The sequence below is a fragment of the Quadrisphaera setariae genome (genome assembly GCF_008041935.1).
In the GTDB taxonomy this organism is placed as follows: Bacteria; Actinomycetota; Actinomycetes; order Actinomycetales; family Quadrisphaeraceae; genus Quadrisphaera; species Quadrisphaera setariae.
The window spans coordinates 1-24,300 of the sequence record NZ_VKAC01000017.1 but is presented as its reverse complement, the minus strand read 5'-3'; the positions used below and the strand labels follow the sequence as shown (position 1 = coordinate 24,300).

Below are 24,300 nucleotides of genomic sequence, written 5' to 3'. Positions count from 1 at the left end.
GGCTGGCGGTCAGCGCTCGACGGCGGCGCCCCAGACCACCTCGACCTGGTGGGGGGCGTAGCCGAGCCGCTCGTAGATGCCGAGCGCTCCGCTGGGGTTCTCCCGGTCCACGTCGAGGCCGGCGGCGTCCATGCCGGCCTCGGTGAAGGCCCGCAGGCTGGCGGCGAGCAGCGCTGCGCCCACACCGCGCCTGCGGTGGGCGCGGCGGGTGCCGAGCAGGCCCGTCCAGCCCTCCTTGACGCCGTCCACCCAGTCCTGTGCGAAGGCGAAGGCGATGGTGTAGCCCGCCACCCGAGGCTCGCCGCCGTCGTCGGTGAGCACCACGAAGCTCCAGTCGGTGCGGGCGTCGCGGTGCCCGCTGACCCACCGCTGCCAGTCCTCGCGGGTGCGGGGCTCGCTGCCGCGGTGGTCGGCGAAGGCCTCGTTGTGGGCCAGGCGCACCTCGTCGTCCAGCTCCGGTGCCCACGGCACCAGCCGCAGCCCCTCCGGAAGGTCCACCTCGGGCAGCGGAGGCGCCCCCTCGCCGGTGAGCCGCCTCCTCATGACCAGGTGGTAGCGGCGCACCTCGAAGCCGGCGGCACGGGCGAGGGCCGTGCGGTCGGTGAGCTTCTCGTCGCTGTGCAGCACCAGCTCCCCCGGCGCGGAGCCGGGGGCTGCAGAGATGAGCTGGCGCCCCACGGCGCACTGCCAGGCGAGCAGCTGCCGTCCCAGCCCTCGGCCCCGGTGCTCGGGGTGGACCCCGCCCCACAGCGACGCGCGCACCGTGCTGACGTCACCGGGGCGGACGTCCACCAGGCCGAAGGCGACGAGGTTCCCCTCCTCGTCCTGCGCCGCCAGGGAGCGGTGCGCCGGGTCCTTCCACGAGCCGGCGAGCAGCTCGTCGTGCAGGTCGTCCTCGGTGTAGCGCTCCGCGGGACGGTCGGCGGCCTCGATCGCCTGGGTCAGGTGGTACCAGCGCGGGACGTCGACCTCGGTCAGCGGCCGCCAGGTCAGGCCCGGCGAGACCGGCTCGGGCAGGTCGGGAGTGCTCACGCGCTCCGACGCTAGCCAGCCCCGCCCCGCAGCGCACCCCCCTGCGCCGTCACCCCTCCAGGCGGGTGGGGTCCTCCACGCGCGTGGCCAGCCCCTGGCGGCGGCGGTGCAGCCACGTGAAGAACCACAGCACCAGGCCGAGGACGAGCAGCGCGGCAGCGATCTGGTACTGGGTGCCGTCGCGCGGCGTCAGCGGCGTGACGAGGTAGAGGCAGATCACGGCCCCGAGCCACGGGAGGAACGTCGGGGTCTTGAAGTGCTGGTGCTGGACCCGGTCCCGGCGCAGCACGATGACCGCCACGTGCACGACGGTGAAGACCGCGAGCAGGAGCAGTGACGTGGTGCCGCCGAGGTTCTTCACCACGGAGGAGTCGGGGTTGGAGGCCGCCAGCCACGACACCACGCTGATGAGGATCATCGACAGGGAGGTCGCGAAGAGCACCGCCGTCCACGGGGTGCGCCGCCCGCGCAGCACCCGTCCCAGGAAGCGCGGCAGCACGCCCTCGTGGGCCATCCCGTAGAGGAGCCGGGAGGCCATGAGCATGTTCAGCAGCGCCGTGTTGGCCACCGCGAACATCGTCACCAGGGCGAAGATCCCGATCGGGAAGCCCGGGGCACCGGCGGAGACCACCTGCAGCAGCGGCGTGTCGCCCTCGGACAGCTGGTCGAGCGGGACGACCGCGACGGAGATCACACCCACGAGCAGGTAGAGCACCATCGCGATGCCGAGCGCGGCGAACATCACCTTGGGGAAGGTGCGGGAAGGGTCGCGCGTCTCCTCAGCCATGTTCACCGAGTCCTCGAACCCGATGAGCGCGAAGAACGCCAGCGCCGTGGCTGCGGTGATGGCGGTGAAGGGCGCCTGGTCGTCGGAGAGCTGGAGCGAGGTCGCGCGGGACAGGTCGCCCTGGCCGCCGAGCAGCGCGTAGGCGCCCACCACGAGGACGATCAGCAGGCCGGTGAGCTCCACCAGCGTCAGGGCCACGTTGGTCTTGACGCTCTCCCCGACTCCGCGCAAGTTGATCGCGGCGACCAGCGCCATGAAGAGCAGCGCCACCACGGTGACGACCAGGGCCGACGGCGTCTCGACGCCGAAGAGCTTCATGGTGTTCGAGGAGAACGCCCTGGAAGCGGTCGACGCCGAGGTGATGCCCGAGCACATCACCGTGAAGGCGACCATGAAGGTCACCACGTGGATGCCGAACGCCTTGTGGGTGTACAGCGCGGCGCCCGCCGCCTGCGGGTACTTGGTGACGAGCTCGAGGTAGCTCGACGCGGTGATCATCGCCACGCCGAACGCCACGGCGAACGGGATCCACACGGCGCCGCCCACCTCAGCGGCCACCTGCCCGGTGAGGGCGTAGATGCCCGTCCCGAGGACGTCGCCGATGATGAAGAGCAGGAGGAGCTTGGTGCCGAGCGCGCGCTTGAGCTCGGGTCGTCCCGTCTCGTCAGCCGCGGACGCAGAGGGTGCCGTCGTCGCCATGGCGACAGGGTGGCGCGGTGATCTTGCTCGCGCCAGGCGAGACCACCGTTGCGAGCGTTCCGCAACCGGAACGTCACACAGCGGTGCCCGGGCGGCTCAGGCGTCGATGCGGTCGGCGTCCAGGCCGGTGGCCCCCTCGACGATGAAGTCCTTGCGGGGAGCGACGTCGTTTCCCATGAGCAGCTCGAAGACGCGCTCAGCGGCCGCGGCGTCGGCGATGCCCACCCGGCGCAGCGTGCGGTGGGCCGGGTCCATCGTCGTGCCGGCCAGCTGGTCGGCGTCCATCTCCCCCAGGCCCTTGTACCGCTGGATGTCCGGCTTCCACCGCCGACCCGACTGCTTGAGACGCGCGAGCGTGCTCTGGAGCTCGGCCTCGGAGTAGGTGTAGACGTACTCGTTCTTGGCCCGGCCGCTGCCGATGACCTCCACGCGGTGCAGCGGGGGCACCGCCGAGTAGACCCGCCCCGCCTCGACCATGGGCCGCATGTAGCGGAAGAACAGGGTCAGCAGCAGCGTGCGGATGTGGGCGCCGTCGACGTCGGCGTCGGCCATGAAGATGACCTTGCCGTAGCGGGCGGCCTCCAGGTCGAAGCTGCGTCCCGACCCCGCACCCACCACCTGGATGATCGCGGCGCACTCCGCGTTGCGGAGCATGTCGGCGATGGAGGCCTTCTGGACGTTGAGGATCTTGCCGCGGATGGGCAGCAGGGCCTGGAAGTCGCTGGAGCGCGCGAGCTTGGCGGTGCCCAGGGCGCTGTCGCCCTCGACGATGAACAGCTCGGACTTCTCCACGTCGTTGCTGCGGCAGTCGGCCAGCTTGGCGGGCAGGGTGGAGGTCTCCAGCGCGGTCTTGCGGCGCTGCGTCTCCTTGTGCTGGCGGGCGGTGACGCGGGCGCGCGACTCGGCGACCACCTTCTCCAGCAGCGTGGCCGTCTGGAGCTTGGTGCCCTTGGCGGGGCTAGCGAAGAGCGCGGCCACCTCCTTCTCCACCACCCGCGTGACGATCCCCCGGACCGCCGAGGTGCCCAGGACCTCCTTGGTCTGCCCCTCGAACTGGGGCTCTGCCAGGCGCACGGTGAGGACGGCCGTCATGCCGGCGGTGACGTCCTCCTTGGTGACCGGCTCCTCCTTGGCGCCCACCTTGAGCTTGCGGGCGTTGTCGGCGATGGCCTTGCGCAGCGCCTTCAGCAGCGCGGCCTCGAAGCCTGCGACGTGGGTGCCGCCCTTGGGGGTGGAGATGATGTTCACGAAGCTGCGCAGCTCGGTGTCGTAGCCGGTGCCCCAGCGCAGCGCCACGTCGACGCCGCACTCGCGCTCCACCTCCTGGCTGACCATGTGCCCGCGCTCGTCGAGCATCGGCACGGTCTCCTTGAAGCGCCCCTCCCCCTGCAGCCGCCAGGTGTCGGTGACCGGCGGGTCGGTGGCGAGGTGGTCGACGAACTCGGTGATGCCGCCGTCGTGGCGGAAGAGCTCCTCGTGGGGCCCGTCCTGGCCCGGGGTGCCGGTCAGCCCGCGCTCGTCGCGGATGCGCAGCTCCAGGCCCGGCACGAGGAAGGAGGTCTGGCGGGCCCGGGTGACGAGCTCGTCGTAGGAGAACGCCGCCTCCTTGAGGAAGATCGTCGGGTCCGACCAGTACCGCACCCGGGTGCCGGTCCTGCCCCGCCGCACCTTGCCAGTGACCCGCAGCTCGGAGGCGTCCGTGAAGGGCGTGAAGGTGCTCGTGGGCGAGGGGGTGGAAGCACCGCCGACAGCGCCGCCGGCGGGGTCGGCGAAGGTGCCGGGCTCGCCGCGGCGGAAGCTCATGGCGTGGGTGAGCCCGCCGCGGTCCACCTCGACGTCGAGCCGGGCCGACAGCGCGTTCACCACACTGGCGCCCACGCCGTGCAGGCCGCCGGAGGCCGTGTACGACCCGCCGCCGAACTTGCCACCCGCGTGCAGCTTGGTGAAGACCACCTCGACGCCGGTGAGGCCGGTGCGCGGCTCGACGTCCACCGGGATGCCGCGCCCGTCGTCGCGCACCTCGACCGACCCGTCGGCGTGCAGCACCACGTCGATGTGGGTGCAGTGCCCGGCCAGCGCCTCGTCGACGGAGTTGTCGATGACCTCCCACAGGCAGTGCATCAGCCCGCGGGAGTCGGTGGAGCCGATGTACATGCCGGGGCGCTTGCGGACCGCCTCCAGGCCCTCCAGCACCGACAGGTGGCGCGCGGTGTAGTCGCCACCACCGGCCTTCTGGACGGGGCGCTGAGGGGTCGAGGTCACTCCAGGAGGGTAACGACGCCCACCGACACCGCGGTGGGCTTCCGCCGTGGTCCTCCGCCTGCCGCGCGGGGGGGGGCGTCCGGCTGGGCGTCAGCCGGACGTGTTACGCGCACGGCGAAAGGGTTGGTTCCGACCGCCGGGAAGCAGCGGGGCGTGGTTCGATGCTGAGTCTGGTGGACGCCATCCGGCGTCCAGCAACGGTCCGGGGCACCACCCGGACCACGAGGCACTCGGAAGGGGCCACAGTGACCGCTGTCCTGACGACTCCGCCCATCACCGCCGCCGAGCGGTGCGACCGCTGTGGGGCGCAGGCCTACGTGCGCGTCCTGCTGGCCACCGGCGGCGAGCTGCTGTTCTGCGCGCACCACGGCCGGGAGCACTCCGCCAGGCTGCGCGAGGTAGCCGCCGAGATCCACGACCAGTCCGATCGGCTGACCGCACCGGCCATCGCGCCGGACGGGGAGCACTGACCCCCCACCGCGCCCGAGGGCGCCGGCGATGAGCGTGATCACGCTCGTCGCCGGCGCTCTCGTCGTCGTGGGGCTGGCGGGCATCGTGCTGCCGGTCCTGCCCGGCAGCCTGCTCGTGGGCCTCGGCGTGCTCATCTGGGCGATCGCCCAGGGCACGCTCGGAGGCTGGCTGGTCTTCGCGGCCGCCGCGGTGCTGCTGGCCGTCGGCTGGGGCACCTCCTACGTCTGGACCGGGAAGCGGCTGCTCGCGGCCGGGGTCCCGACGCGCTCGCTCGTCATCGGAGCCCTGGCCGGAGTCGTGGGGATCTTCGTGATCCCCGTGGTCGGCCTGGTGGTCGGCTTCTGCGTGGGGCTGTACCTCGCCGAGGCCGGACGCCTGGGGTTCGGCGAGCCGTCCTGGCGCTCGACGCGGCTGGCGCTGAAGACCGTGCTGCTGTCCATCGGGGTCGAGCTGCTCCTCGCCCTCGTGGCCACCACCGTGTGGGTCGTGGCGGCGTACAACGCCGCCTCCTGACCGCTCTGGCTCCCCGGCACGCGTCCTGAGGCCCCATCAGCGGGGGCCGACCCCGGGCGGACCCCCGACGGCGACGAGTCCCGCACCACAGCGAAGAGGCCCCCTCCCGGTGTCCGGGAGGGGGCCTCTTCGTGCCCGTCGGCAGACCTCAGTCGAGGTAGTCGCGCAGGACCTGCGAGCGCGACGGGTGGCGCAGCTTGCTCATGGTCTTCGACTCGATCTGGCGGATCCGCTCGCGCGTCACGCCGTAGACCTTGCCGATCTCGTCCAGTGTCTTCGGCTGGCCGTCGGTGAGGCCGAAGCGCATGGAGACCACACCGGCCTCACGCTCGCTCAGGGTGTCGAGGACCGAGTGCAGCTGCTCCTGCAGCAGCGTGAAGCTCACCGCGTCCGCCGGGACGACGGCCTCGGAGTCCTCGATGAGGTCACCGAACTCGCTGTCGCCGTCCTCGCCCAGCGGCGTGTGCAGGGAGATCGGCTCACGGCCGTACTTCTGGACCTCGACCACCTTCTCGGGGGTCATGTCCAGCTCCTTGGCCAGCTCCTCCGGGGTGGGCTCGCGGCCCAGGTCCTGGAGCATCTGGCGCTGCACGCGGGCGAGCTTGTTGATGACCTCGACCATGTGCACCGGGATGCGGATGGTGCGGGCCTGGTCGGCCATCGCGCGGGTGATCGCCTGCCGGATCCACCAGGTGGCGTACGTGGAGAACTTGTAGCCCTTGGTGTAGTCGAACTTCTCGACCGCGCGGATCAGACCGAGGTTGCCCTCCTGGATGAGGTCCAGGAAGAGCATGCCGCGACCGGTGTAGCGCTTGGCCAGCGAGACCACGAGGCGCAGGTTGGCCTCGAGCAGGTGGTTCTTGGCGCGGCGGCCGTCGTGGGCGATCCACTGCAGCTCGCGCTTGTAGGCCGGGTCGAGCGTCTCGTCGGAGGCGAGCTTCTCCTCGGCGAACAGACCGGCCTCGATGCGCTCGGCGAGCTCGACCTCCTGCTCGGCGTTGAGGAGGGCGACCTTGCCGATCTGCTTGAGGTAGTCCTTGACCGGGTCTGCGGTGGCGCCGGCGGAGACCACCTGCTGGGCGGGCGCGTCGTCGTCGTCGGCGTCGGAGACGACGAAGCCGGTGTCGGAGTCGGCCTCGCCCTTGGCGGCGGCCGGTGCGGCCTCCTCGTCGTCGGCGTCGCTCTCGGCGTCGGCGGCGGCCTCGGGGGCCTCCTCAGCACCGTCCACCACGGCGTCCGCCTCGGCGTCCTCGCCCGCGAGCGCCTCGACGTCCTCGGGGCTCTCGTCCTCGGGAGCGTCCTCGTCGGCGCCCTTGGCGGGAGCCGTCTTGGCGGGGGCCTTGGCGGACTTCGCGGCGGGCTTGGCGGGGGCCTTGGCGGCCTTCGGCTTGGCGGCGGCGCGCGGCTTGGGGGTGGTGCCGGTCTCTCCGTCGGCCTCGAGCGTCGCGGTGGCCGAGGCGGCGCGGCGCGAGGACGCGGCGGCCACAGCACGGGCGGGACGGGGCGCCTCGGCCGTCTCGGCCTCGTCGGCGGCGGAGCGCACCGGGGCAGCGGTGCGGGTGGTCGTGCTGGCGGCACGCGGGGCCGCAGCGCGCACGCTCTTGGCGCGGGCGGGGCGGACCGGCGCGGCGGGCTGCTCGACGACGACGGTGACCTCCGCCGCCTCCAGCGCACGCAGCACGGCCTTCATCCGCTTCATGGGCACCTGCGCGTCCTCGCAGGCGGTGCGGAGCGACGCGGCCTGGACCGAGCCGTTCGCGGTGCCCTCCCGCAGGAGCTCCTGCAGGCTGGGGTGGCTGAACTCCGGCGGGAGCGTGGGCGTGGAGACCGACGACACGGACTGCCTTTCGTCGACTGCGGATCTCGGACTGAGGGGCGGTCACGCCGCCCTGACAGGGTTCACAACGCCCGGGGTGCCGTCCTGCTTCCCGGGTCTGACCGGAACAGGGCATGCGTCGCCGAGGACCTTGGCAAGCATTCTGCCACGCCGGGGGCGCCCCCGGCACCACCCCGCCCGCACCGCCCCCCGTCCGGCCCCACGTCCCCCCACGGCGGATGCGCACCTCGGACCCGGCCCGAGCGCGCCCGGACGCGCCGAGGGCCCCGGCAGCGGTGCTGCCGGGGCCCTCGGGACGAGCGCGGTACGGGGCGGGGCGGGAGCGCCTCAGGACGCCGCGGGCTTGACGGTGATCACCGGGCAGGGCGCCTCGAGCAGGATCCGCGTGGCGTTGGCGCCGAGGATGAGCTTGCCGACGCTCGAGCGGCGACGCAGACCGATGACCACCAGCTCGGCGCCCTCCGCCGCGGTGATGACCTCCTCCGCGGCGTCGCGCAGGGGGCCCGGCGGCACGAGCTGGTGCTCGACCTCCAGCGAGCCCAGCGCGGCCTCCAGCTCGGCGGCCGGGGTCGGCTCCCGGCCGGTGTCGACCACCAGCAGCGAGGTGCCCCGCAGGGACGCCTCCTGCTCGGCCCGGGCCAGCGCGGCCCGCCCCTCGTCGGTCCCGGCGAAGCCCACGACGACCGCCATCGCACCCCCATCGCTCCCCCGCCGCTGACGGGCAGCTGACGGACACGGCGCGTCTCGCCGTGGAGGCGAACCTACCCACCCCGCCCGCCGGGGTGCGCACCAGCGCGCGCCCCGACCCGGGGTGCGCGCTGCTCAGGGGGCGAAGAGCTCCCCCGCCACCTTGGCGATGGCCTCGCTCTCGATGAGGAACCCGTCGTGGCCGTACGGGGAGGCGACCACGTCCAGCTCGGCGCCGGGCACCCCGTCGGCGAGCTCCTCGGACAGGGAGACCGGGTAGAGGCGGTCGGTGTCGACGGCCACCACGCGGGTGCGCGCGGTGACCCGGGACAGCGCCGCCTGGGTGCCGCCCCGACCGCGGCCGACGTCGTGGCTGTTCATCGCCTCGGTGAGCACCACGTAGGACCCCGCGTCGAAGCGGCGGACCAGCTTGTCGGCGTGGTGCTGCAGGTAGGACTCCACCGCGAACCGCCCGCCGCCGCCCAGGGGCTGCTCCCCCGGCTGGGCTGACCGCCCGAAGCGCGCGTCGAGCTCGGCCGCGGACCGGTAGGTCGTGTGGGCGACCATGCGCGCCAGCCCGAGCCCGCGGTGCGGGCCCTGCCCCGGGGCGGCGTCGTGGTAGTCGCCGCCGCTCCAGCCCGGGTCGGAGCGCACCGCTGCCAGCTGCGGGGCGCACCAGGCGATCTGGTCCGCGGTCGCCCGGGCCGTGGTGGCCACGGCGAGCAGCCGCTCCACGCGCTCGGGGTGGGTGACCGCGTGCTCGACGGCCCGCATCCCCCCCATGGACCCGCCGACCACGGCGGCCCAGCGCCGCACGCCCAGGACGTCGGCCAGGGCCGCCTCGGCGGCCACCTGGTCGCGGATGGTGACGTAGGGGAAGCGGCTCCCCCACGGGCGTCCGTCGGGGGCGGTGGACGAGGGGCCGGTGCTCCCCTGGCAGCCCCCGAGCACGTTGGGGGCGACGACGAACCAGCGGTCGGTGTCGATGGCGAGCCCGGGGCCCACCAGCTCCGACCACCAGCCCGGCGTGGGGTGCCCTGGCCCCGCCCCACCGACGACGTGGCTGTCAGCGGTCAGGGCGTGGCAGATGAGCACCGCGTTGTCCCGGGCCGCGCTCAGGCGGCCCCAGGTCTCGTAGGCGAGCCGCACCGCGGGCAAGGACCCTCCGCCCTCCAGCGCCAGGGGGCCGAGGTCGGCGAACAGGCGGTCGCCGACCGGGTCGCCCTCGCGCCAGCCGCCGGAGACCGGGAGCTGCTGCTCCCGGGTCCCCGGGCCGGCTGCCGGAGGTTGCTGGCCCTGCCCGCGGGCGGCGGCGCTCATGCGCCCTTCGCGGCGGTGAAGCCGGCCTCGAGGTCGGCCAGGACGTCCTCGACGCCCTCCAGGCCCACCGCCAGGCGCACGAGGCCCGGGGTGACCCCCGCGGCCCGCTGCTGCTGCTCGTCGAGCTGGCTGTGGGTGGTCGAGGCCGGGTGGATGACGAGGCTGCGCACGTCGCCGATGTTGGCGACGTGGCTGTGCAGGCTCAGGCCCGACACGAACCGGCGACCGGCCTCGGCGCCGCCGTCGATCTCGAAGGCCACCACGGCGCCGACGCCGCGCGGCAGCAGGCGCTGCGCGCGCTCGTACCAGGGGCTGGAGGGCAGTCCGGCGTAGGAGACCGAGAGCACCTCGGGGCGCTGCTCGAGCCACTGCGCCACCCGCGTGGCGTTGGCCACGTGCCGCTCGATGCGCAGGCTCAGCGTCTCCAGGCCCTGGGCGATGAGGAAGCTGTTGAAGGGGGCCACGGAGGCGCCGATGTCGCGCAGCAGCTGCACGCGCGCCTTGAGGATGTAGGACAGGTTGGCGCCCAGGGGGCTGCCCACGCCCAGGTCACGGGCGTACACGAGGCCGTCGTAGCTGTCGTCGGGCGTGGTGAACCCGCGGAACCTGTCGCCCTGCCCGTAGTCGAAGCGCCCGCCGTCCACGATGATCCCCGCGATGGCCGTGCCGTGGCCGCCGAGGTACTTCGTGGCCGAGTGCACGACGACGTCCGCCCCGTGCTCGAGCGGTCGGAGCAGGTAGGGGGTGGCGACGGTGTTGTCCACCACCAGCGGCACGCCCACCTCGTGGGCCACCGCCGAGACGCCCTCGACGTCGAGCACGTGCGAGCGCGGGTTGGAGACCGTCTCCGCGAAGAACGCCCGGGTCGCCGGGGTGGCCGCGGCGCGCCACGCGTCGAGGTCGTCGGGGTCCTCGACGAAGGTCACGTGCACGCCGAACTTGGGCAGCGTGCGCCGCAGGAGGTTGTACGTGCCGCCGTAGAGGGAGGCGCTGGCCACGACGTGGTCACCGGCCTCGGCGACGTTGAGCAGCGCGAGCGTCTCGGCCGCCTGGCCGGAGGCGACGGCGAGGGCGCCCACACCCCCCTCGAGGGCGTTGACGCGCTGCTCCACCACGTCGGTGGTGGGGTTCATGATCCGCGTGTAGATGTTGCCGAACTTCTTCAGCGCGAACAGGTCCGCGGCGTCCGCGGCATCGTCGAAGACGTATGACGTGGTGGAGTAGATCGGCAGCGCCCTCGCGCCCGTGGCGCTGTCAGCCGACTGCCCGGCGTGGATCTGCTTCGTCTCGAAGGACCAACCGTCGTTCACAGGAGACTCCCCTGACCTCAGGGCCAGGGCGCGACGAGCCGACGGCCCGTCGGGCCCGTGGCCCGCGCTTGCCGCTTCCCCGGACGGGGAGCGGCCAGGTCATCACCCGGGGCACCCCACCGCGGGCGGGGGTTGCCGGCCAGCGAGCCGGGGCTTGTCGCTGGCGCTCATGACCTGCTCGGAGGATAGGCAGCGCTGCAGCGGCACTCCACCTCGTCTCAGCATCTGGACGCCTCCGCCACCCCTTCAGCGGTGTCCGGGGCCACCGGCCCCGGTGGCCCGCTCTCGGCCCGGCGGCGGCATCCCGATGCTCACCGCCTGCAGGACGAGGGCCGAGAGCGAGTGCTCGGGGTCGAGCTCCAGAGCGGCCTCGGCCCACACGCCCGCCGCTGGCGCCGCCCCCGTGCACCACGCGACGTAGGCGGCGCAGCCCGTCGCGGCGGCCCGCCAGCGCAGCGGCGCTCGGCGTGCGAGCTGCTGGAGCACCGCGAGAGCGGCTCCGGGGTCGACGAGGGGCGTGCCGGACCGGGCCAGCTCGGGCAGGGCCTGCGGCACCGCGGCAGCGAGCAGGTGGTCGCGCAGCGGGAGCCTGGTGAGGCCGTCCAGCAGCAGGGCGGCGTCGGCGGCGTCGAGGCGCAGGACGGCGCCGGGGGCTGCCTCCTCCGCGGCCAGCACGCGGCGCCAGGTGCGGCGGACGTCCGGGGAGGCGGGTCGGCGGCGGCGGTCAAGGCCCGCCAGGGCGCTGGCCACGGCGGCGTCCCCCGCCTCGTCCGGCTCGTGCGGGCCGCCCGGACCTCCCGGACCTCCCGCGCCGCCGGTGCCCGCGGCGGCGACGGCGCGGCGCAGACCTCGTTCCCACCCCTCGCGGTCCGCGGTGACCACGCGCCCGGCGAGGACCGCCTCGGCCGCCACGCGGGTGGAGGCCACGCGGTCCAACGGGAGGCCGTCCCGAGGGCAGCAGGACAGGTCGCAGGAGTAGGAGTAGAGCCGGCCGCGGTGCACCAGCCACGGCTCGGGCTCGATCCCGGCGGCCACCAGCGCCGCGCAGACGCGCTCAGCGCGGTCGGCCCCCGGCAGCCCCAGGAGCCCTCGCGGCCCGGCGGGGTGGGCGTCCTCGTCCTGCGGACCGCGAGGCGGAGGCACCAGCGTGAGCCTCCGGCGGCCCCGCTCCACCGGTGCTCCGCCTGCGTCGGTGACCAGTGCGACGAAGCACCGGCCGGCTCCGTCGGCGAGCAGGTGGTGGACCAGCGAGCCCACCACCTCCGGCTCGTCCGCCGCGGCGACGTCCACCCTGGCGACGAGGCCGGTGCGCCACCGCGGGCCTCTCAGGCCGACCACCAGGAGGCTCTCGCGCGGGCGGAATCCGAGGGTGCTCTCGGCGAGGGCGAGCACCTCGAAGGGGCTGCTGCTCCTGATGACGCTGCGTCCGGGCTGCTGGGCTGGCTCCACGGGTCCACCGTGGCCGGGGGTGCGGTCACCGCGCCGCCCTCGGACGCCTCCTGTGGACGGCTGCCCCGCGGGCTGTGCTGCTCGTCGCCCTGTGGGCGCACGACGAACTGCGCGAGACAGGACGACGGACGCCGAGCGGGAGTCGGCCTCAGCCGACGACGTCCCCGGGGACGACCTCCGGACGACCGCGGCGTCCGCGCCAGCGCGGGCGGGCCTCCGCCGGCGGACGCTGCTGCTCCCAGGCCAGGAACGCCTGCCCTTCGGACAGCAGCGCTCCGGCCAGCCAGGCCAGCACCGCGGCGTCGTCCGCCAGGCCGATCGGGCCGAGCAGCCCCTCGGGGAGCAGGTCCACCGGGGACGCGACGTACGCGGCGGCCCCCGCGATGAGCAGCAGCCGGCCGCGGGAGCAGCCCGTGTAGCGCCCCGCCAGCACGGCGGGCACGAGGCGCGGCAGGCTGGTGATCACCGCCGAGGTGCGCGGGCCACCGCGGACCCGTCCGCGGCGCATCGCCGTCCAAAGGGCCCGGGCGGCGCCCGGTGCGCTGCGCTCCGGTCCGAGCCCGGTCGGGCTCACCGGCCCGCTCCCCCCGTGACCTCACCCGCCCCGCCGCGGCGCAGCGGGAACGCCGCGCGGGCCGCCTTGGCGGTGCGGCGCAGCGAGTACGCGTCGAGCCCGGCACCGAGCAGACCACCGGCCAGTGGCAGACCGCGGCCCAGGCGCGACAGGCTGGAGCGGCCGAGCCGGGAGAGCAGCTGGAAGCCGATGGCCTTGTTGAGCACGGCCAGGCCGGGGCCCGCGAGCTGCTTGCGGGCCAGCCGGGTGACGAGTCCGCCAGGGCCCGCCAGGCCGAACTTGGCCAGCAGCGCCCCGCCGTCCTCGTCAGCCAGCACCAGCAGGACCGCTGAGCGGACCTCCTCGGAGGACAGGTCGTACCCGCGCAGCGCGGCGGTCCCCGCCACGGTGCGGGTGGCGATGACGTAGTAGCCCAGGAGGTTGGCGGGAAGCGCCACCGGGAGGGTGACGAAACCGCCGAGGCCGGTGACGAACCCGCCCACCGCGGCCGACCGGGTGGAGGAGGAGACCAGCGCGTCGATGGCGTCCTCGACGTCGGAGCGCTTGCGCCGGGCGGACTCCGCGGCCTCGGCGGCCGGCGGCAGCGGTCCGGCGCCGTCGATGCCCAGGTCGACCAGGCGGCGCACCAGCTGGGTGGCCGCCTGCGACAGGCGGCCGCGGTCGGCGTCGTCGGACGCGCGCGCGATGGCCTGGTCGGCGGCGGAGTCCTCGGTCTTGGAACGGCGCAGCAGCGGCATGGGGCTAACGGTAGGCCCGGTGCTGGGGCCACGGCGCGTCGAGAGCGCGCAGCTCGGACCAGCCGCGCTCGCGCGCCGTCCACGCCGCCAGGACGCCCGCCACGAGGCTGGGGCTGTTCAGGTCGCCCGCGAGCACGGCGTCGCGCGCGGCCTCCAGCGGCACCCAGGTGGAGACCATCCCCGCCTCCTCGTCGGTGCGCCGGTGCCGCTCGGACTCGGGCACCGGCGAGAGGTCGCGGGCGAGGAAGAGCCGGAACGCCTCGTCGGACCCACCCGGAGACAGGAACCAGTCGAGCAGCACGTAGTACGAGCCGGCGCGCAGGTCGGCCTCCTCGGCCAGCTCCCGGGCCGCCGCCAGGTGCGGCGGCTCCCCCGCCACGTCGAGCAGACCGGCCGGCAGCTCCCACAGCAGGTGCTCGACGGGGTGGCGGTACTGGCGGACGAGGAGGATGCGCTCGTCGTCGTCCAGGGCCAGCACCCCGACCGCGCCGGGGTGGCGCAGCAGCTCGCGCGTCACCGTGCCGGAGCCCAGCGCCCCGCCCTCGACGCCGTCGAGGGTGACGACGTCGCGGACCAGGTCCCACACGTACCCGCGGTGCACCACCTCGCTGGTGCGAGGGGCTGCGGTGACCAGCTCGTCGCGCGGCGCCCCCGAGGCTCCGGCCGTGGCGCTGGCCGGCACGCCGGCGCCACCGCTCACAGCACCCGCTGCGCTCACGCGGTGACCTCGAGCAGCCGCTCGGAGGCCTGGCGCGCCAGCGCCGCGGCCACCAGGCCCTGGAACAGGGGGTGGGCGCGGTCGGGACGGGAGCGGAACTCCGGGTGGGCCTGGGTGCCCACGTAGTACGGGTGCACCTCGCGCGGCAGCTCGACGTACTCGACCAGACCGCGGTCGGGCGAGGTGCCGGAGAAGACCAGACCCGCCTCCTCCAGGCGCCCGCGGTAGGAGTTGTTGACCTCGTAGCGGTGGCGGTGCCGCTCGGAGACCTGCGTGGAGCCGTACGCCTCCGCCACCACGGAGCCCTCGGCGAGCACGGCGGGGTACAGGCCCAGGCGCATGGTGCCGCCGAGGTCGCCGTCGCCGGAGACGATGTGCTCCTGCTCGGCCATGGTGGCGATGACGGGGTCGGACGCACCCGGCTCGAACTCGGTGCTCGACGCGCCCTCGATGCCGGCGACGTTGCGCGCGTGCTCGATGACCATGCACTGCAGGCCCAGGCACAGGCCGAGGGTGGGCACCTGGTTCTCGCGGGCCCACTTCAGCGCGCCCAGCTTGCCCTCGATGCCGCGCACCCCGAACCCGCCCGGCACGCAGACCGCGTCCACCCCGGACAGCTCGCGGCGGGCGCCCTCCGGCGTCGTGCACGTGTCGGAGGCGACCCAGCGCAGCTGGATCCGCGCGTCGCAGGCGATGCCGCCCGCGCGGATGGCCTCGGTGACCGACAGGTAGGCGTCGGGCAGGTCGATGTACTTGCCCACCAGCGCCAGGACCACGGTGTGGGCGGGGCGGTGGACGCGGCGCAGCAGCTCGTCCCAGGCGGTCCAGTCGACGTCGCGGAACGGCAGGTCGAGGCGGCGGACGGCGTAGGCGTCCAGACCCTCGCTGTGCAGCACCTTGGGGATGTCGTAGATGGAGGCGGCGTCCACGGCGTTGACCACGGCGTCCTCGTCGACGTCGCACATCGCGGCGATCTTGCGCTTGACCGACTCCGGCACGGTGCGGTCCGAGCGCAGCACGATCGCGTCGGGCTGGATGCCGATGCTGCGCAGCGAGGCCACCGAGTGCTGGGTGGGCTTGGTCTTCAGCTCGCCGGAGGGGCCGAGGTAGGGGACCAGGGAGACGTGCACGAAGAAGCAGTTGTCGCGCCCGACCCGCTGGCGCACCTGGCGCGCGGCCTCCAGGAAGGGCAGCGACTCGATGTCACCGACGGTGCCGCCGACCTCGGTGATGATGACGTCCGGCGCCGGCTCGCCGTCCGGGCCGGGCTTGGCCTGGGCGCGCATCCGCTCGACGATCTCGTCGGTGATGTGGGGGATCACCTGGACGGTGTGACCGAGGAACTCCCCGCGCCGCTCCTTGGCGATCACCGTGGAGTAGATCTGGCCGGTGGTGACGTTGGCCGCGGCGTCGAGCTCCACGCCGAGGAAGCGCTCGTAGTGGCCGATGTCGAGGTCGGTCTCGGCGCCGTCGTCGGTGACGAAGACCTCGCCGTGCTCGAACGGGTTCATGGTGCCCGGGTCGACGTTGAGGTAGGGGTCGAGCTTCTGCATCGAGACCCGCAGCCCGCGACCACGGAGGAGGTGGCCGAGGCTCGAAGCCGTCAGACCCTTTCCGAGGGAGGAAGCAACTCCCCCGGTCACGAAGATGTGCCGGGTGGTACCCCCGCGCTGACCCTGCGTTCCGCGTTTCGCCACGGGCTGCCAGCCTACCAGCGGCCGCGGACCGCACCGGGCCCGCTGGCCCGGCGTCACGCGCTCGGGCGCATCCGTGCGCCCGCGCTCAGCGCTCCTTCGCGGCTGCGACCAGCAGCTCCTCGGCGTGCGCGCGCGCCGAGCCGGACTCCTCCTGACCGGCCAGCATGCGCGCCAGCTCCACCACCCGCTCCTCGCCGTCCAGCGCCGTCACCCCGCTGACGGTGACCTGCCCGTCCACGGCCTTGGCCACCCGCAGGTGCTGGTCGGCCCAGGCGGCCACCTGCGGGAGGTGGGTGACGACGACGACCTGCCGGTCCCGGGCCAGGCGGGCCAGGCGCCGGCCGATCCCGACCGCGGCCTTGCCGCCCACCCCGGCGTCGACCTCGTCGAAGACGAAGGTGGGGACGACGTCGGTGGCGGCCAGGACCAGCTCGAGGGCGAGCATGACCCGCGACAGCTCGCCGCCGGAGGCGCCCTTGGCCAGCGGCCGCTCCGCCTGGCCGGGCGAGGGCCTCAGCAGCAGCGACACGTCGTCAGCGCCCGAAGCCCCCAGCCCGGGCACCCCGTCGCGGTCTCCCGGCGAGGGCGAGGACGGCGCGACCTGCACCAGCAGCTGTGCGTGCGGCATCGCCAGCTCGGGCAGCTCGGCCGTGGCCAGCTCCCCCAGCCGGCGCGCGGCCTCGGTGCGCGCCGCGGTCAGCTCGGCCGCCACCTCGAGCAGCTGGGCCACGAGCCCGTCGCGCTCGGCGCGCAGGTCGGCGGTGCGGTCGCCGTCGCCGTCCAGCTCCAGCAGCCGCGGAGACGCCCTCTCGGCCCAGGCCAGCACGGCGTCGACACCGGTCGGCGCGGTCTCGTCCGCTGCCGTCGACCTGTCGGGAGCGGCCGACGGCAGCGCCCGGACCAGCGCGGTCAGCTGGGCGCGGCGGTCCTGCACGGCGGCCAGCCGCACCGGGTCGACCTCGACGGCCTCCGCAGCGGAGGCGAGCTCGGCGGCGGCGTCGGCGACGAGGTAGCCGACCTCGGCCAGCTGGTCGGCCAGGGACCCCAGGTGCGGGTCGTGCTCGCGCACGGCCTCCAGCGGCCGGCGCGCGGCCTCGATGAGCGAGGCCGCGTCGGGCGCGTCCTCGGCCAGCGGGTCGCCCGTGAGGGCCGCGTGGGCGAGCGCCGCGGCCGCGCGCAGATCCTCGGCGTGGTCCAGCCGGTCGGCCTCGACCGCGAGCGCCCGGTCCTCCCCCGGCTGGGGGGCGACGGCCTCGACCTGGTCGAGCCCGGCGCGCAGCAGCTCGGCCTCGGCGGCCCGGTCCCGCGCGGTGGCGACGATGTCGGCGAGCTCGGCGTCCAGGGCCCCCAGGCGCTTCCAGGCGGCGGTGTAGCGCTCCAGGGGCTCGGCGACGGCGGCACCGGCGAACCTGTCGAGGGCCTGGCGCTGGCGGGCCGGGGAGCGCAGCAGCACCTGCTCGGACTGACCGTGGACGGCCACGAGGTCGTCGGCGAGCTCGGAGAGCACCGCCACCGGCACCGAGCGGCCGCCGGCGTGCGCGCGGCCGCGCCCGGTGGCGGAGACGCTGCGGGCCACGATCAGCACGTCGTCGTCGAGCTCGGCGCCGGCCTCGACGGCGCGGGAGGCGGCCCGGCTGCCCGGAGCGACCACGAAGCGGCCCTCCACCACGGCGGAGTCGGCGCCACGGCGCACGGAGCCGGCGTCGGCCCGGGCGCCGAGCAGCAGCCCGAGCCCGGTGACGAGCATCGTCTTGCCGGCGCCGGTCTCACCGGTGATGACGGTGAACCCGCCGGACAGCTCCAGCGTGGCGTCGGTGATGACGCCGAGGGAGCGGATCCGCACCTCCTCCAGCACGGCCCTCACCCGATCCCGCGGGGCGGGGCGAGCCGTCGGGTGGAGGAGTGCCCCGCGCCGACGAAGCCCCGCTGCGCGCCGTCACCGGTGGTGTCGTCGGGGCCGCGCCACCCGCCGACGGCCAGGCCGAACTTGGCCACGAGGCGGTCGGTGAACGGACCGGTGCTGATGTGGGCCAGGCGGACGGGCTCCGCGCCCCGGCGGACCTCGATGCGCGCGCCGGGCCGCACCTGCACCGACCGGCGCCCGTCGCACCACACGACGCCGTCGGTCTGGTTGCGCTCGAGCACCTCCACGGCCATCACCGAGTCGGGGCTGACCACGAGAGGGCGGGCGAACAGGGCGTGCGCGGAGATCGGCACCATGAGCAGCGCCTCCACCCCCGGCCAGACCACGGGGCCGCCGGCGGAGAACGCGTAGGCGGTGGACCCCGTGGGCGTGGCCATGACCACGCCGTCGCAGCCGTAGGTCGAGACGGGACGACCGTCGACCTCGGTCGCCAGCTCCAGGACGCGCTCACGGGCGCCCTTCTCCACGCTGACGTCGTTGAGGGCCCACGAGGTGGCCCGCACCACGCCGCCCTCGACGATGTCGACCTGCAGCGTCAGCCGCTCCTCCACGCCGTAGTCGCGCGCGGCGACGTGCGTGACGGTGCTCTCCAGCGCGTCACGCTCGATCTCCGCGAGGAAGCCGACCCGTCCGAGGTTCACCCCGAGCAGCGGGACGCCCGTGCCGTGCACCAGCTCCGCACCGCGCAGCACGGTCCCGTCGCCTCCCACGACGACGACGAGCTCGAGGCCGTCCAGGTGGTCCGGCTGCACCCGGCGCACGGCCGTGCAGTCGGGGATGTCGGCTGCCTCGTCGTCGAGGAGCACCGGTTCGACGCCGGCGGCGTCGAGCAGGGCCACCAGCTGGCGCGCCGCGTCGACGGCGTCCTGGCGGCCGGTGTGGGTGAGCACGAGCACGCGCCTCACGGCGTCCCTCCCGGTCCCTCGGCGACGGCGGTGGCCACGAGCTGCTCGACCTCCTCGGTCGGCAGCGGCTCCCCGCCGCGCAGGTGCACGAAGTACTCCACGTTGCCGCTGGGGCCTGGGAGCGGGCTGGCCGCGCAGGCCCGGAGCCGCAGGCCCAGCTCGCCCGCCGCGGCGACCACGTCGCGCACGGCGGACGCGCGCAGCTCCGGGTCGCGCACGACGCCCCCTGAGCCGAGCCGCTCGCGGCCCACCTCGAACTGCGGCTTGACCATGAGCAGCAGGTCGGCGTTCGGAGCCGCTGAGCGGACCAGCGCCGGCAGCACGAGGCGCAGCGAGATGAACGAGAGGTCAGCCACCACCAGGGACGGTGCGGGGGCGACCTGCTCACCGGTGAGCTCGCGCACGTTGGTGCGGTCGTGCACCTCCACGCGCTCGTCGTTGCGCAGCCGCCACAGCAGCTGGCCGTAGCCGACGTCGACGGCCACGACGGACGCGGCCCCGGCGCGCAGCAGCACGTCGGTGAACCCGCCCGTCGACGCACCCGCGTCCAGGCAGCGCCTGCCCTCCACCACGATCCCGGTGGCCTCCAGGGCGCCCAGCAGCTTGTGGGCGCCGCGGCTGGCCCAGCCGGCGTCGTCGGCGTCCTCCTTGACGACGACGGCGGCGCTGGCCTCCACCTGCGTGGCGGGCTTGGACGCCACCGAGCCGCTGACGGTGACGCGGCCGGCGGCCACCAGCTCCCCGGCGTGCTCGCGCGAGCGAGCCAGGCCGCGGCGCACGAGCTCGGCGTCGAGGCGCTGCCGACGCGCCACGGGGCTCATCGGACACCCGCCGCAGCGTCCGTCACGGTGGTCACGAGGTGGCTCACCCGGCGTCGGCCAGGCGCGCGCGCAGCGCGTCGTGCGCCTCCGCCAGGGCGCGAGAGGCCACCAGGGGGTCCTCACCGGGCGCGGCGGCGGTCCGGCGGAGCGGGCTGAGGGCGGCGTCGACGGCGGCGTCCCCGGTGCGCGGCAGCGAGACCGGACCGTCCTGCGGGGCCTGCCCCGCAGGGGCGGTCACGGGCGTCCACCGCTGTTCTGGCCACCGTCAGCCCCAGCACCTGCGGCAGCACCGGTCTGCTCGGCGGCGGCCTTGCGGGGCCGGCGGACGGGGGTGACCGTCGACGACGGCTCCGAGGGTGCGGGCCCCGACGACGACGCCGGCTCGTCCTGCGGCGAGGCTGCGCTCGCCGCGGCGTCCGCCCGGGCCTGCGCCGCGGTCGGGCGCCGCCGGGAGGTGGCCCTGGCCGACGGGCGGCGCTGCGGCGCGGTCGCCCCAGCTGCGTCCGTCGTCGTCGTGCTCGCCGAGGTCTCCGGTGCAGGGGCGTCCGGAGCAGCGGGCGGCCCGGCCGGTGCCGGTGGGCGGGTGGAGTGGGGTGCCCCGGCGGGCGGGCGGCCGCCGACCCCGCCCCGGGAGGTGGCGCGGGCCCGCGCTGCGGACGGACGGCGCGCAGGGCGCGAGGAGGTGTCCGAGCCACCCGCGTCTGAGGTCGACGAGGCTGGGCCGGCGCCCTGGGGAGCGCCCTCGAGGAGGGCGACGCGCCGCTGGAGCCTGTCGACCGAGCGCTTCAGCGCAGCCACCTCCTCGGCGCTGGCCAGCCCGACGGCCACACCGGCGCGCTCGACCTCCGCGCGGACGGCCTCGCGGACGGCCTCGAGCAGGCGGGCGCGAGCGATGGCGGAGAGGTCGTTCGCCGCCTGCGCGTAGCCGCGCAGTCCCTCGAAGGTCATGGCTCCCCTCCCGTGCACTTCCTGTGCACACCCGAGCGCGCCGCTGGTGGGCGCGGCTGCGCCGTCCTCACGCTACCCGGCGGAACCGGTGGTCAGCCCGACGGCTGTTCCCGCTGGCAGCGGGAGCTGAGGTCGGTCAGGGCGGCCGCCAGCGCGGGCGCCACCTGCACCGGCGCTCCTGCACCGGCGTCGGCAGAGGCCCAGGCCGCAGCGCAGGACGCCCGCAGCAGGTCGAGCAGGTCGGGCAGGGGCGCTCCCGGACCGGGGGCGCCGTCTGCGCCGTCGAGCGAGGAGCCTGCGAGCACCACGCGCGCGCCTCGGCAGACGGCCCCGCCCTCCACCAGCGCAGCTGCGGGAGGAGCCGGCTCGTGGAGAGCCCCGAGGTCGGGCAGGACCAGGTCCGGTCGCTGCCCGGCGGGTGCGCTCACCAGCGCCAGGGCGCTGGTGAGGCCGGTGAGGACCAGCGCCCCCGTCATCCCCGAGTTCACCGCGCCGGCGACGTCGGTGTCGAGGCGGTCACCGACCACCAGCGGGTGGTGTGCGCCGGCGCGCTGCGCCGCCGCGTGGAAGAGGGTCGGCTGGGGCTTGCCCGCCACGAGGGGGTCGACGTCGACGGCGTTGCGCACCGCCCCCACGAGCGACCCGTTGCCCGGGGCGGGGCCGCGCTCGGTGGGCAGGGTCAGATCGGTGTTGGTCGCCACCCAGAGGGCGCCGCCGCGGACCGCTGCCGCTGCGTCGGCGAGGTCGCTCCACCCGAGCTGGCGCCCGAAGCCCTGCACGACGGCCGCCGGTCGGTCATCGGTCGGCGTGACGGGCTCCAGGCCCGCCTCCAGCAGCGCCGCGCGCACGCCGGGTCCACCGACGGGCAGCACCCGTGCCCCAGCACCCAGCCGCTCCAGCACCAGCTGGGCGGCGGCCTGGGAGGAGGTGGTGACCTCTGCGTCGCGCGCACCGATGCCGAGGCGCCGCAGGTGGTCGGCCACCTCCTGCGGCGTGCGGGAGGCGTTGTTCGTGGCGTAGCCGACGGCGCGGCCGTCGTCGTAGGCGCGCCCGATCGCCTCGACGGCCCCGGGGACGGCGTCCTCCCCGACGTACACGACACCGTCGAGGTCGAAGAGGAGCAGGTCGTGCGCCTCGGCGAGCGTGGACGCTGTGCTGGCGGTGCTGGCGGTGTGATCAACCACCGGTGGCCTCCTTGCGGGCGCGCAGCGTCGCCCGCGCCTGGGTGAGGGAGTCGCGGTACTCGGGACGGTCCGGGCGCATGGCCACCGCCAGCGCCAGCTGCTCGACGGCTTCGGGGAACCTGTCGAGCCGGGACAGGCTCAGGCCCAGTCCGAACCGGGCGTAGTCGGAGTCGGGCGCCACCTCGACGAGCGCCGAGAAGGTGGACGCTGCCTCGCCGACGCGACCGGCGTCGAACTGGGCGCGGGCCAGGGCCTCCAGCACGCTGGCCGATCCGGGCTGGTCGCGGTTGGCGCGCTCCAGGAGCACGGCCGCCGCCTCGGCGTCTCCGCTCGCGAGCAGCGCCAGCCCGCGCTGCAGCCACTCGTAGGCACCACCGCTGGGGGCTCCGGGGTCGCTGGACACCCGGCGACGGTACGACGAGAGCCCCGCGGGCGGTGCCGCGGGGCTCTCGATCGGGCTCAGGTGCGAGGCTCGGCGTCCTCGGCGTCCTCGGCGTCCTCGGCGTCCTCGGCGTCCTCGGCGTCCTCGGCGTCCTCGGAGTCCTCGGAGTCCTCGGAGTCCTCGGAGTCCTCGAGGAGGTCGTACACCACGACGTCCTCGTCGGCGTCCTGGTCGTCGCCGGCGAGGCGCTCAGCGGCGCCTGTCTCCCCGGTGGTGTCAGCGGCAGCGGCGCGCTGAAGCCAGGTCTGGGCCTCGGCGTGGCGGCCCGCTGCCTCGAGCGCGTCGGCGTAGGCGGACATCAGGCGAGCCCGCCACGGCTCGCGGCCCTTGCCCTCCAGCTCGGGGCCCTGCAGCGACACGACCGCGGCCTCGGCCTGGCCGAGGTCCTGGCGCGCCCCCGCGGCGACGATGCGCATCTCGATGCGGCTGTCCAGGTCGAGCCGGGCCGCCTCGGGCGTGGCTGCGAGGTCGAGCGCTCGTTCGGGGCGCCCCAGGCCGCGCTCGCAGTCGGCCAGCACCGGGAGGTGCACGTCAGAGCCAGTGAGACGACGTGCGGTGCGCAGCTCGCGCAGCGCGTCCTCGAAGCGGCCGGCCGCGTAGGCGGCCAGGCCCGCGGCCTCGCGCACCGACCCGATGCGCCCGGCGCGGCGCGCGGCAGCGGCGGCGTGGGCGTAGGCCGCCTCGGGGTCGGTGTCCAGGAGGCGCCCGGCCGCCACGAGGTGGCGGGAGACGACGACGGCGGTGTCCTTGGACAGGGTCAGCAGGTCCGAGCGGACCTCGCGGTCGAGCTCGGTCCCGGTGATCGTGTCGGGGAGGCGCGGCTCGTCGCGGTGGGCCGGACCTCGGCGCGAGGTCGAGGGCGCGCTGCGGTCGCGGTCCCAAGGACGAGCCGCGCTCGGCCCACGCCCAGCGGGGCCTGGACCGCCGGGGCGGCCGGCGCCACCCTCGGGGCCGCCGAACCTCCCACCAGCACCTGCGCCTGCGCCCCGGGACGGGGCGCCGCCGCGGGACGGGGCGCCGCCGCGGGACGGGGCGCCGCCGCGGGACGGGGCGCCGCCGCGGGACGGGGCGCCGCCGCGGGACGGGGCGCCGCCGCGGGACGGGGCGCCGCCGCGGAAGGAACCAGGACCACCAGCGGCACCGCCGCTGCGGAACGGCGTGGAACCACTTGAGGGACCGCCGCTGCGAGAGGACGCAGCGCCGCGCGGGCTGGGCCCGCCCCGGCTGGGCGCCGCGCCACGAGGCGCCCCGTAGCCACCGGAGCGCGAGCCACCGCGCTCGTCGCCTCCGGCGCGACCGGCTGAGCCCTGCGGGGATGCGCCCCGCGGGGATGCGCCGCGGAAGGGACGGTCAGTTCCGGCCGCGCGCTGCTCAGGGCGCGGCGGGCGGTCAGCACCCTGGTAGCGAGCACCTCCCGCCTGAGGCCCAGCAGCATCGCGGGAGCGGAACGGGCGGGCCCCGCCGCCCTGACGCTCCCCCGTGCTTCCTCCACGGTCAGATCGCTGCGCACGGTCGCCCCACTGCGACCCTTCAGAGCGCTGGGACCGCTGCGGCGACCCGCTCCAGCCGCCACGTCCGCTACCACCAGCGCCAGGAGCACCGGCACGACCACCTGGGGGCCGCGAACCACCGCGCTGCTGGCTGCTGGACGCTGCACCGGAGGACCGGCCCGCGCCGCCACGGCCTGAAGGCGCGCCGCGGTCTCCCGAGCGGGGGCCGCCCGAGTGCGGAGTCGACGTCCTGTCACTCCTGCGCTGCTCGTCGTCCTGCACGGGGTCCTCCTCGAAGTCCTGGGGTGGTGGCCAACGCATCAAGGGGGATCGTCCACTGCTCCTGCGCAGTGGACGATCCCCCTCGACGAAAGGATGTCCGGCGGTGACCTACTCTCCCACCCAGCTTCCCGGGCAGTACCATCGGCGCAGGTGAGCTTAGCTTCCGGGTTCGGAATGGGACCGGGCGTTTCCCCACCGCTATGACCGCCGT

At 75.3% G+C, this 24,300-nt stretch carries 22 protein-coding genes, 1 rRNA gene and 1 riboswitch; of the genes, 2 read left to right on the top strand and 21 right to left on the bottom strand.

Annotated elements, in window-relative coordinates; translation table 11 throughout:
• Positions 1 to 9: 9 nt before the first annotated feature.
• The 3 genes from FMM08_RS21140 to FMM08_RS21130 all read right to left on the bottom strand — a co-directional run bounded on the left by FMM08_RS21140 (position 10) and on the right by FMM08_RS21130 (position 4,780).
• Positions 10 to 1,032 (bottom strand): GNAT family N-acetyltransferase, encoded by a 1,023-nt coding sequence (locus FMM08_RS21140; protein ID WP_147928330.1) that lies wholly within the window; start codon positions 1,030 to 1,032, stop codon positions 10 to 12.
• Between the two features lie 49 nt (positions 1,033 to 1,081).
• Positions 1,082 to 2,518: an APC family permease gene (locus FMM08_RS21135; protein ID WP_147928329.1), complete on the bottom strand. Its 1,437-nt coding sequence runs from the start codon at positions 2,516 to 2,518 to the stop codon at positions 1,082 to 1,084.
• A 96-nt stretch (positions 2,519 to 2,614) separates the two neighbouring features.
• On the bottom strand, positions 2,615 to 4,780 hold the full coding sequence (locus FMM08_RS21130) for a DNA gyrase/topoisomerase IV subunit B (RefSeq protein WP_147928328.1): 2,166 nt from the start codon (positions 4,778 to 4,780) through the stop codon (positions 2,615 to 2,617).
• Between the two features lie 245 nt (positions 4,781 to 5,025).
• Here FMM08_RS21130 and FMM08_RS21125 point away from each other — a divergent pair, with 245 nt between their 5' ends.
• Positions 5,026 to 5,250: a DUF7455 domain-containing protein gene (locus tag FMM08_RS21125; RefSeq protein WP_147928327.1), complete on the top strand. Its 225-nt coding sequence runs from the start codon at positions 5,026 to 5,028 to the stop codon at positions 5,248 to 5,250.
• Positions 5,251 to 5,278: 28 nt separating this feature from the next.
• Entirely contained in the window at positions 5,279 to 5,764 is a 486-nt protein-coding gene (locus FMM08_RS21120; protein WP_147928326.1) for a DUF456 domain-containing protein, read from the top strand.
• Positions 5,765 to 5,912: 148 nt separating this feature from the next.
• Here FMM08_RS21120 and FMM08_RS21115 read toward each other — a convergent pair whose 3' ends face one another.
• The 18 genes from FMM08_RS21115 to rrf form a co-directional block, all read right to left on the bottom strand.
• Positions 5,913 to 7,601, bottom strand: a complete 1,689-nt coding sequence (locus FMM08_RS21115; RefSeq protein WP_147928325.1) for an RNA polymerase sigma factor — start codon at positions 7,599 to 7,601, stop codon at positions 5,913 to 5,915.
• 327 nt (positions 7,602 to 7,928) lie between these two features.
• Positions 7,929 to 8,291 carry a universal stress protein gene (locus tag FMM08_RS21110; RefSeq protein WP_147928324.1) on the bottom strand — a complete coding sequence of 121 codons (363 nt, stop codon included), beginning with the start codon at positions 8,289 to 8,291 and terminating at the stop codon, positions 7,929 to 7,931.
• Between the two features lie 132 nt (positions 8,292 to 8,423).
• The gene (gene metX, locus FMM08_RS21105) at positions 8,424 to 9,608 is read right to left on the bottom strand and encodes a homoserine O-acetyltransferase MetX (protein ID WP_147928323.1); all 1,185 of its coding nucleotides are present in this window, start codon (positions 9,606 to 9,608) and stop codon (positions 8,424 to 8,426) included.
• On the bottom strand, positions 9,605 to 10,918 hold the full coding sequence (locus FMM08_RS21100; RefSeq protein ID WP_147928322.1) for a bifunctional o-acetylhomoserine/o-acetylserine sulfhydrylase: 1,314 nt from the start codon (positions 10,916 to 10,918) through the stop codon (positions 9,605 to 9,607). Before FMM08_RS21100 ends, metX begins: the two co-directional genes overlap by 4 nt.
• Positions 10,919 to 10,977: 59 nt before the next feature.
• A riboswitch (SAM riboswitch) is annotated at positions 10,978 to 11,093 on the bottom strand.
• A 71-nt stretch (positions 11,094 to 11,164) separates the two neighbouring features.
• Positions 11,165 to 12,367, bottom strand: coding sequence for a DUF4192 domain-containing protein (locus tag FMM08_RS21095; RefSeq protein ID WP_187279912.1), 1,203 nt, complete (start codon positions 12,365 to 12,367; stop codon positions 11,165 to 11,167).
• Positions 12,368 to 12,515: 148 nt separating this feature from the next.
• The gene (locus FMM08_RS21090; protein WP_222711043.1) at positions 12,516 to 12,941 is read right to left on the bottom strand and encodes a YkvA family protein; all 426 of its coding nucleotides are present in this window, start codon (positions 12,939 to 12,941) and stop codon (positions 12,516 to 12,518) included.
• Entirely contained in the window at positions 12,938 to 13,678 is a 741-nt protein-coding gene (locus FMM08_RS21085) for a hypothetical protein (protein WP_147928320.1), read from the bottom strand. The genes FMM08_RS21090 and FMM08_RS21085 overlap by 4 nt, the downstream gene beginning before the upstream one ends.
• Positions 13,679 to 13,682: 4 nt before the next feature.
• A complete protein-coding gene (locus tag FMM08_RS21080; protein ID WP_255472669.1) occupies positions 13,683 to 14,396 on the bottom strand; it encodes an NUDIX domain-containing protein in 714 nt (237 codons plus the stop codon).
• Positions 14,393 to 16,039 carry a CTP synthase gene (gene pyrG / locus FMM08_RS21075; RefSeq protein WP_147928371.1) on the bottom strand — a complete coding sequence of 549 codons (1,647 nt, stop codon included), beginning with the start codon at positions 16,037 to 16,039 and terminating at the stop codon, positions 14,393 to 14,395. Before pyrG ends, FMM08_RS21080 begins: the two co-directional genes overlap by 4 nt.
• Positions 16,040 to 16,178: 139 nt before the next feature.
• A complete protein-coding gene (gene recN / locus FMM08_RS21070; protein WP_147928370.1) occupies positions 16,179 to 17,948 on the bottom strand; it encodes a DNA repair protein RecN in 1,770 nt (589 codons plus the stop codon).
• Between the two features lie 5 nt (positions 17,949 to 17,953).
• Positions 17,954 to 18,922, bottom strand: coding sequence for an NAD kinase (locus FMM08_RS21065; RefSeq protein ID WP_147928319.1), 969 nt, complete (start codon positions 18,920 to 18,922; stop codon positions 17,954 to 17,956).
• Positions 18,919 to 19,734, bottom strand: coding sequence for a TlyA family RNA methyltransferase (locus tag FMM08_RS21060; protein WP_304654002.1), 816 nt, complete (start codon positions 19,732 to 19,734; stop codon positions 18,919 to 18,921). Before FMM08_RS21060 ends, FMM08_RS21065 begins: the two co-directional genes overlap by 4 nt.
• A 52-nt stretch (positions 19,735 to 19,786) precedes the next feature.
• On the bottom strand, positions 19,787 to 19,981 hold the full coding sequence (locus FMM08_RS21055) for a hypothetical protein (protein ID WP_147928317.1): 195 nt from the start codon (positions 19,979 to 19,981) through the stop codon (positions 19,787 to 19,789).
• The gene (locus FMM08_RS21050; protein ID WP_147928316.1) at positions 19,978 to 20,691 is read right to left on the bottom strand and encodes a hypothetical protein; all 714 of its coding nucleotides are present in this window, start codon (positions 20,689 to 20,691) and stop codon (positions 19,978 to 19,980) included. Before FMM08_RS21050 ends, FMM08_RS21055 begins: the two co-directional genes overlap by 4 nt.
• A gap of 92 nt (positions 20,692 to 20,783) precedes the next feature.
• Entirely contained in the window at positions 20,784 to 21,875 is a 1,092-nt protein-coding gene (locus FMM08_RS21045; protein WP_147928315.1) for an HAD-IIA family hydrolase, read from the bottom strand.
• A complete protein-coding gene (locus FMM08_RS21040; RefSeq protein ID WP_147928314.1) occupies positions 21,868 to 22,278 on the bottom strand; it encodes a tetratricopeptide repeat protein in 411 nt (136 codons plus the stop codon). Before FMM08_RS21040 ends, FMM08_RS21045 begins: the two co-directional genes overlap by 8 nt.
• 56 nt (positions 22,279 to 22,334) lie before the next feature.
• Positions 22,335 to 23,033, bottom strand: coding sequence for a hypothetical protein (locus FMM08_RS23215; RefSeq protein WP_187279911.1), 699 nt, complete (start codon positions 23,031 to 23,033; stop codon positions 22,335 to 22,337).
• Between the two features lie 1,151 nt (positions 23,034 to 24,184).
• A 5S ribosomal RNA gene (gene rrf, locus FMM08_RS21030) occupies positions 24,185 to 24,300 on the bottom strand.

Coding starts and splice junctions, on each gene's coding strand:
- FMM08_RS21135 (WP_147928329.1), bottom strand. CDS start 2,518: ATGGCGACGACGGCACCCTCTGCGTCCGCGGCTGACGAGACGGGACGA.
- FMM08_RS21120 (WP_147928326.1), top strand. CDS start 5,279: ATGAGCGTGATCACGCTCGTCGCCGGCGCTCTCGTCGTCGTGGGGCTG.
- FMM08_RS21110 (WP_147928324.1), bottom strand. CDS start 8,291: ATGGCGGTCGTCGTGGGCTTCGCCGGGACCGACGAGGGGCGGGCCGCG.
- metX (WP_147928323.1), bottom strand. CDS start 9,608: ATGAGCGCCGCCGCCCGCGGGCAGGGCCAGCAACCTCCGGCAGCCGGC.
- FMM08_RS21085 (WP_147928320.1), bottom strand. CDS start 13,678: ATGCCGCTGCTGCGCCGTTCCAAGACCGAGGACTCCGCCGCCGACCAG.
- FMM08_RS21050 (WP_147928316.1), bottom strand. CDS start 20,691: ATGACCTTCGAGGGACTGCGCGGCTACGCGCAGGCGGCGAACGACCTC.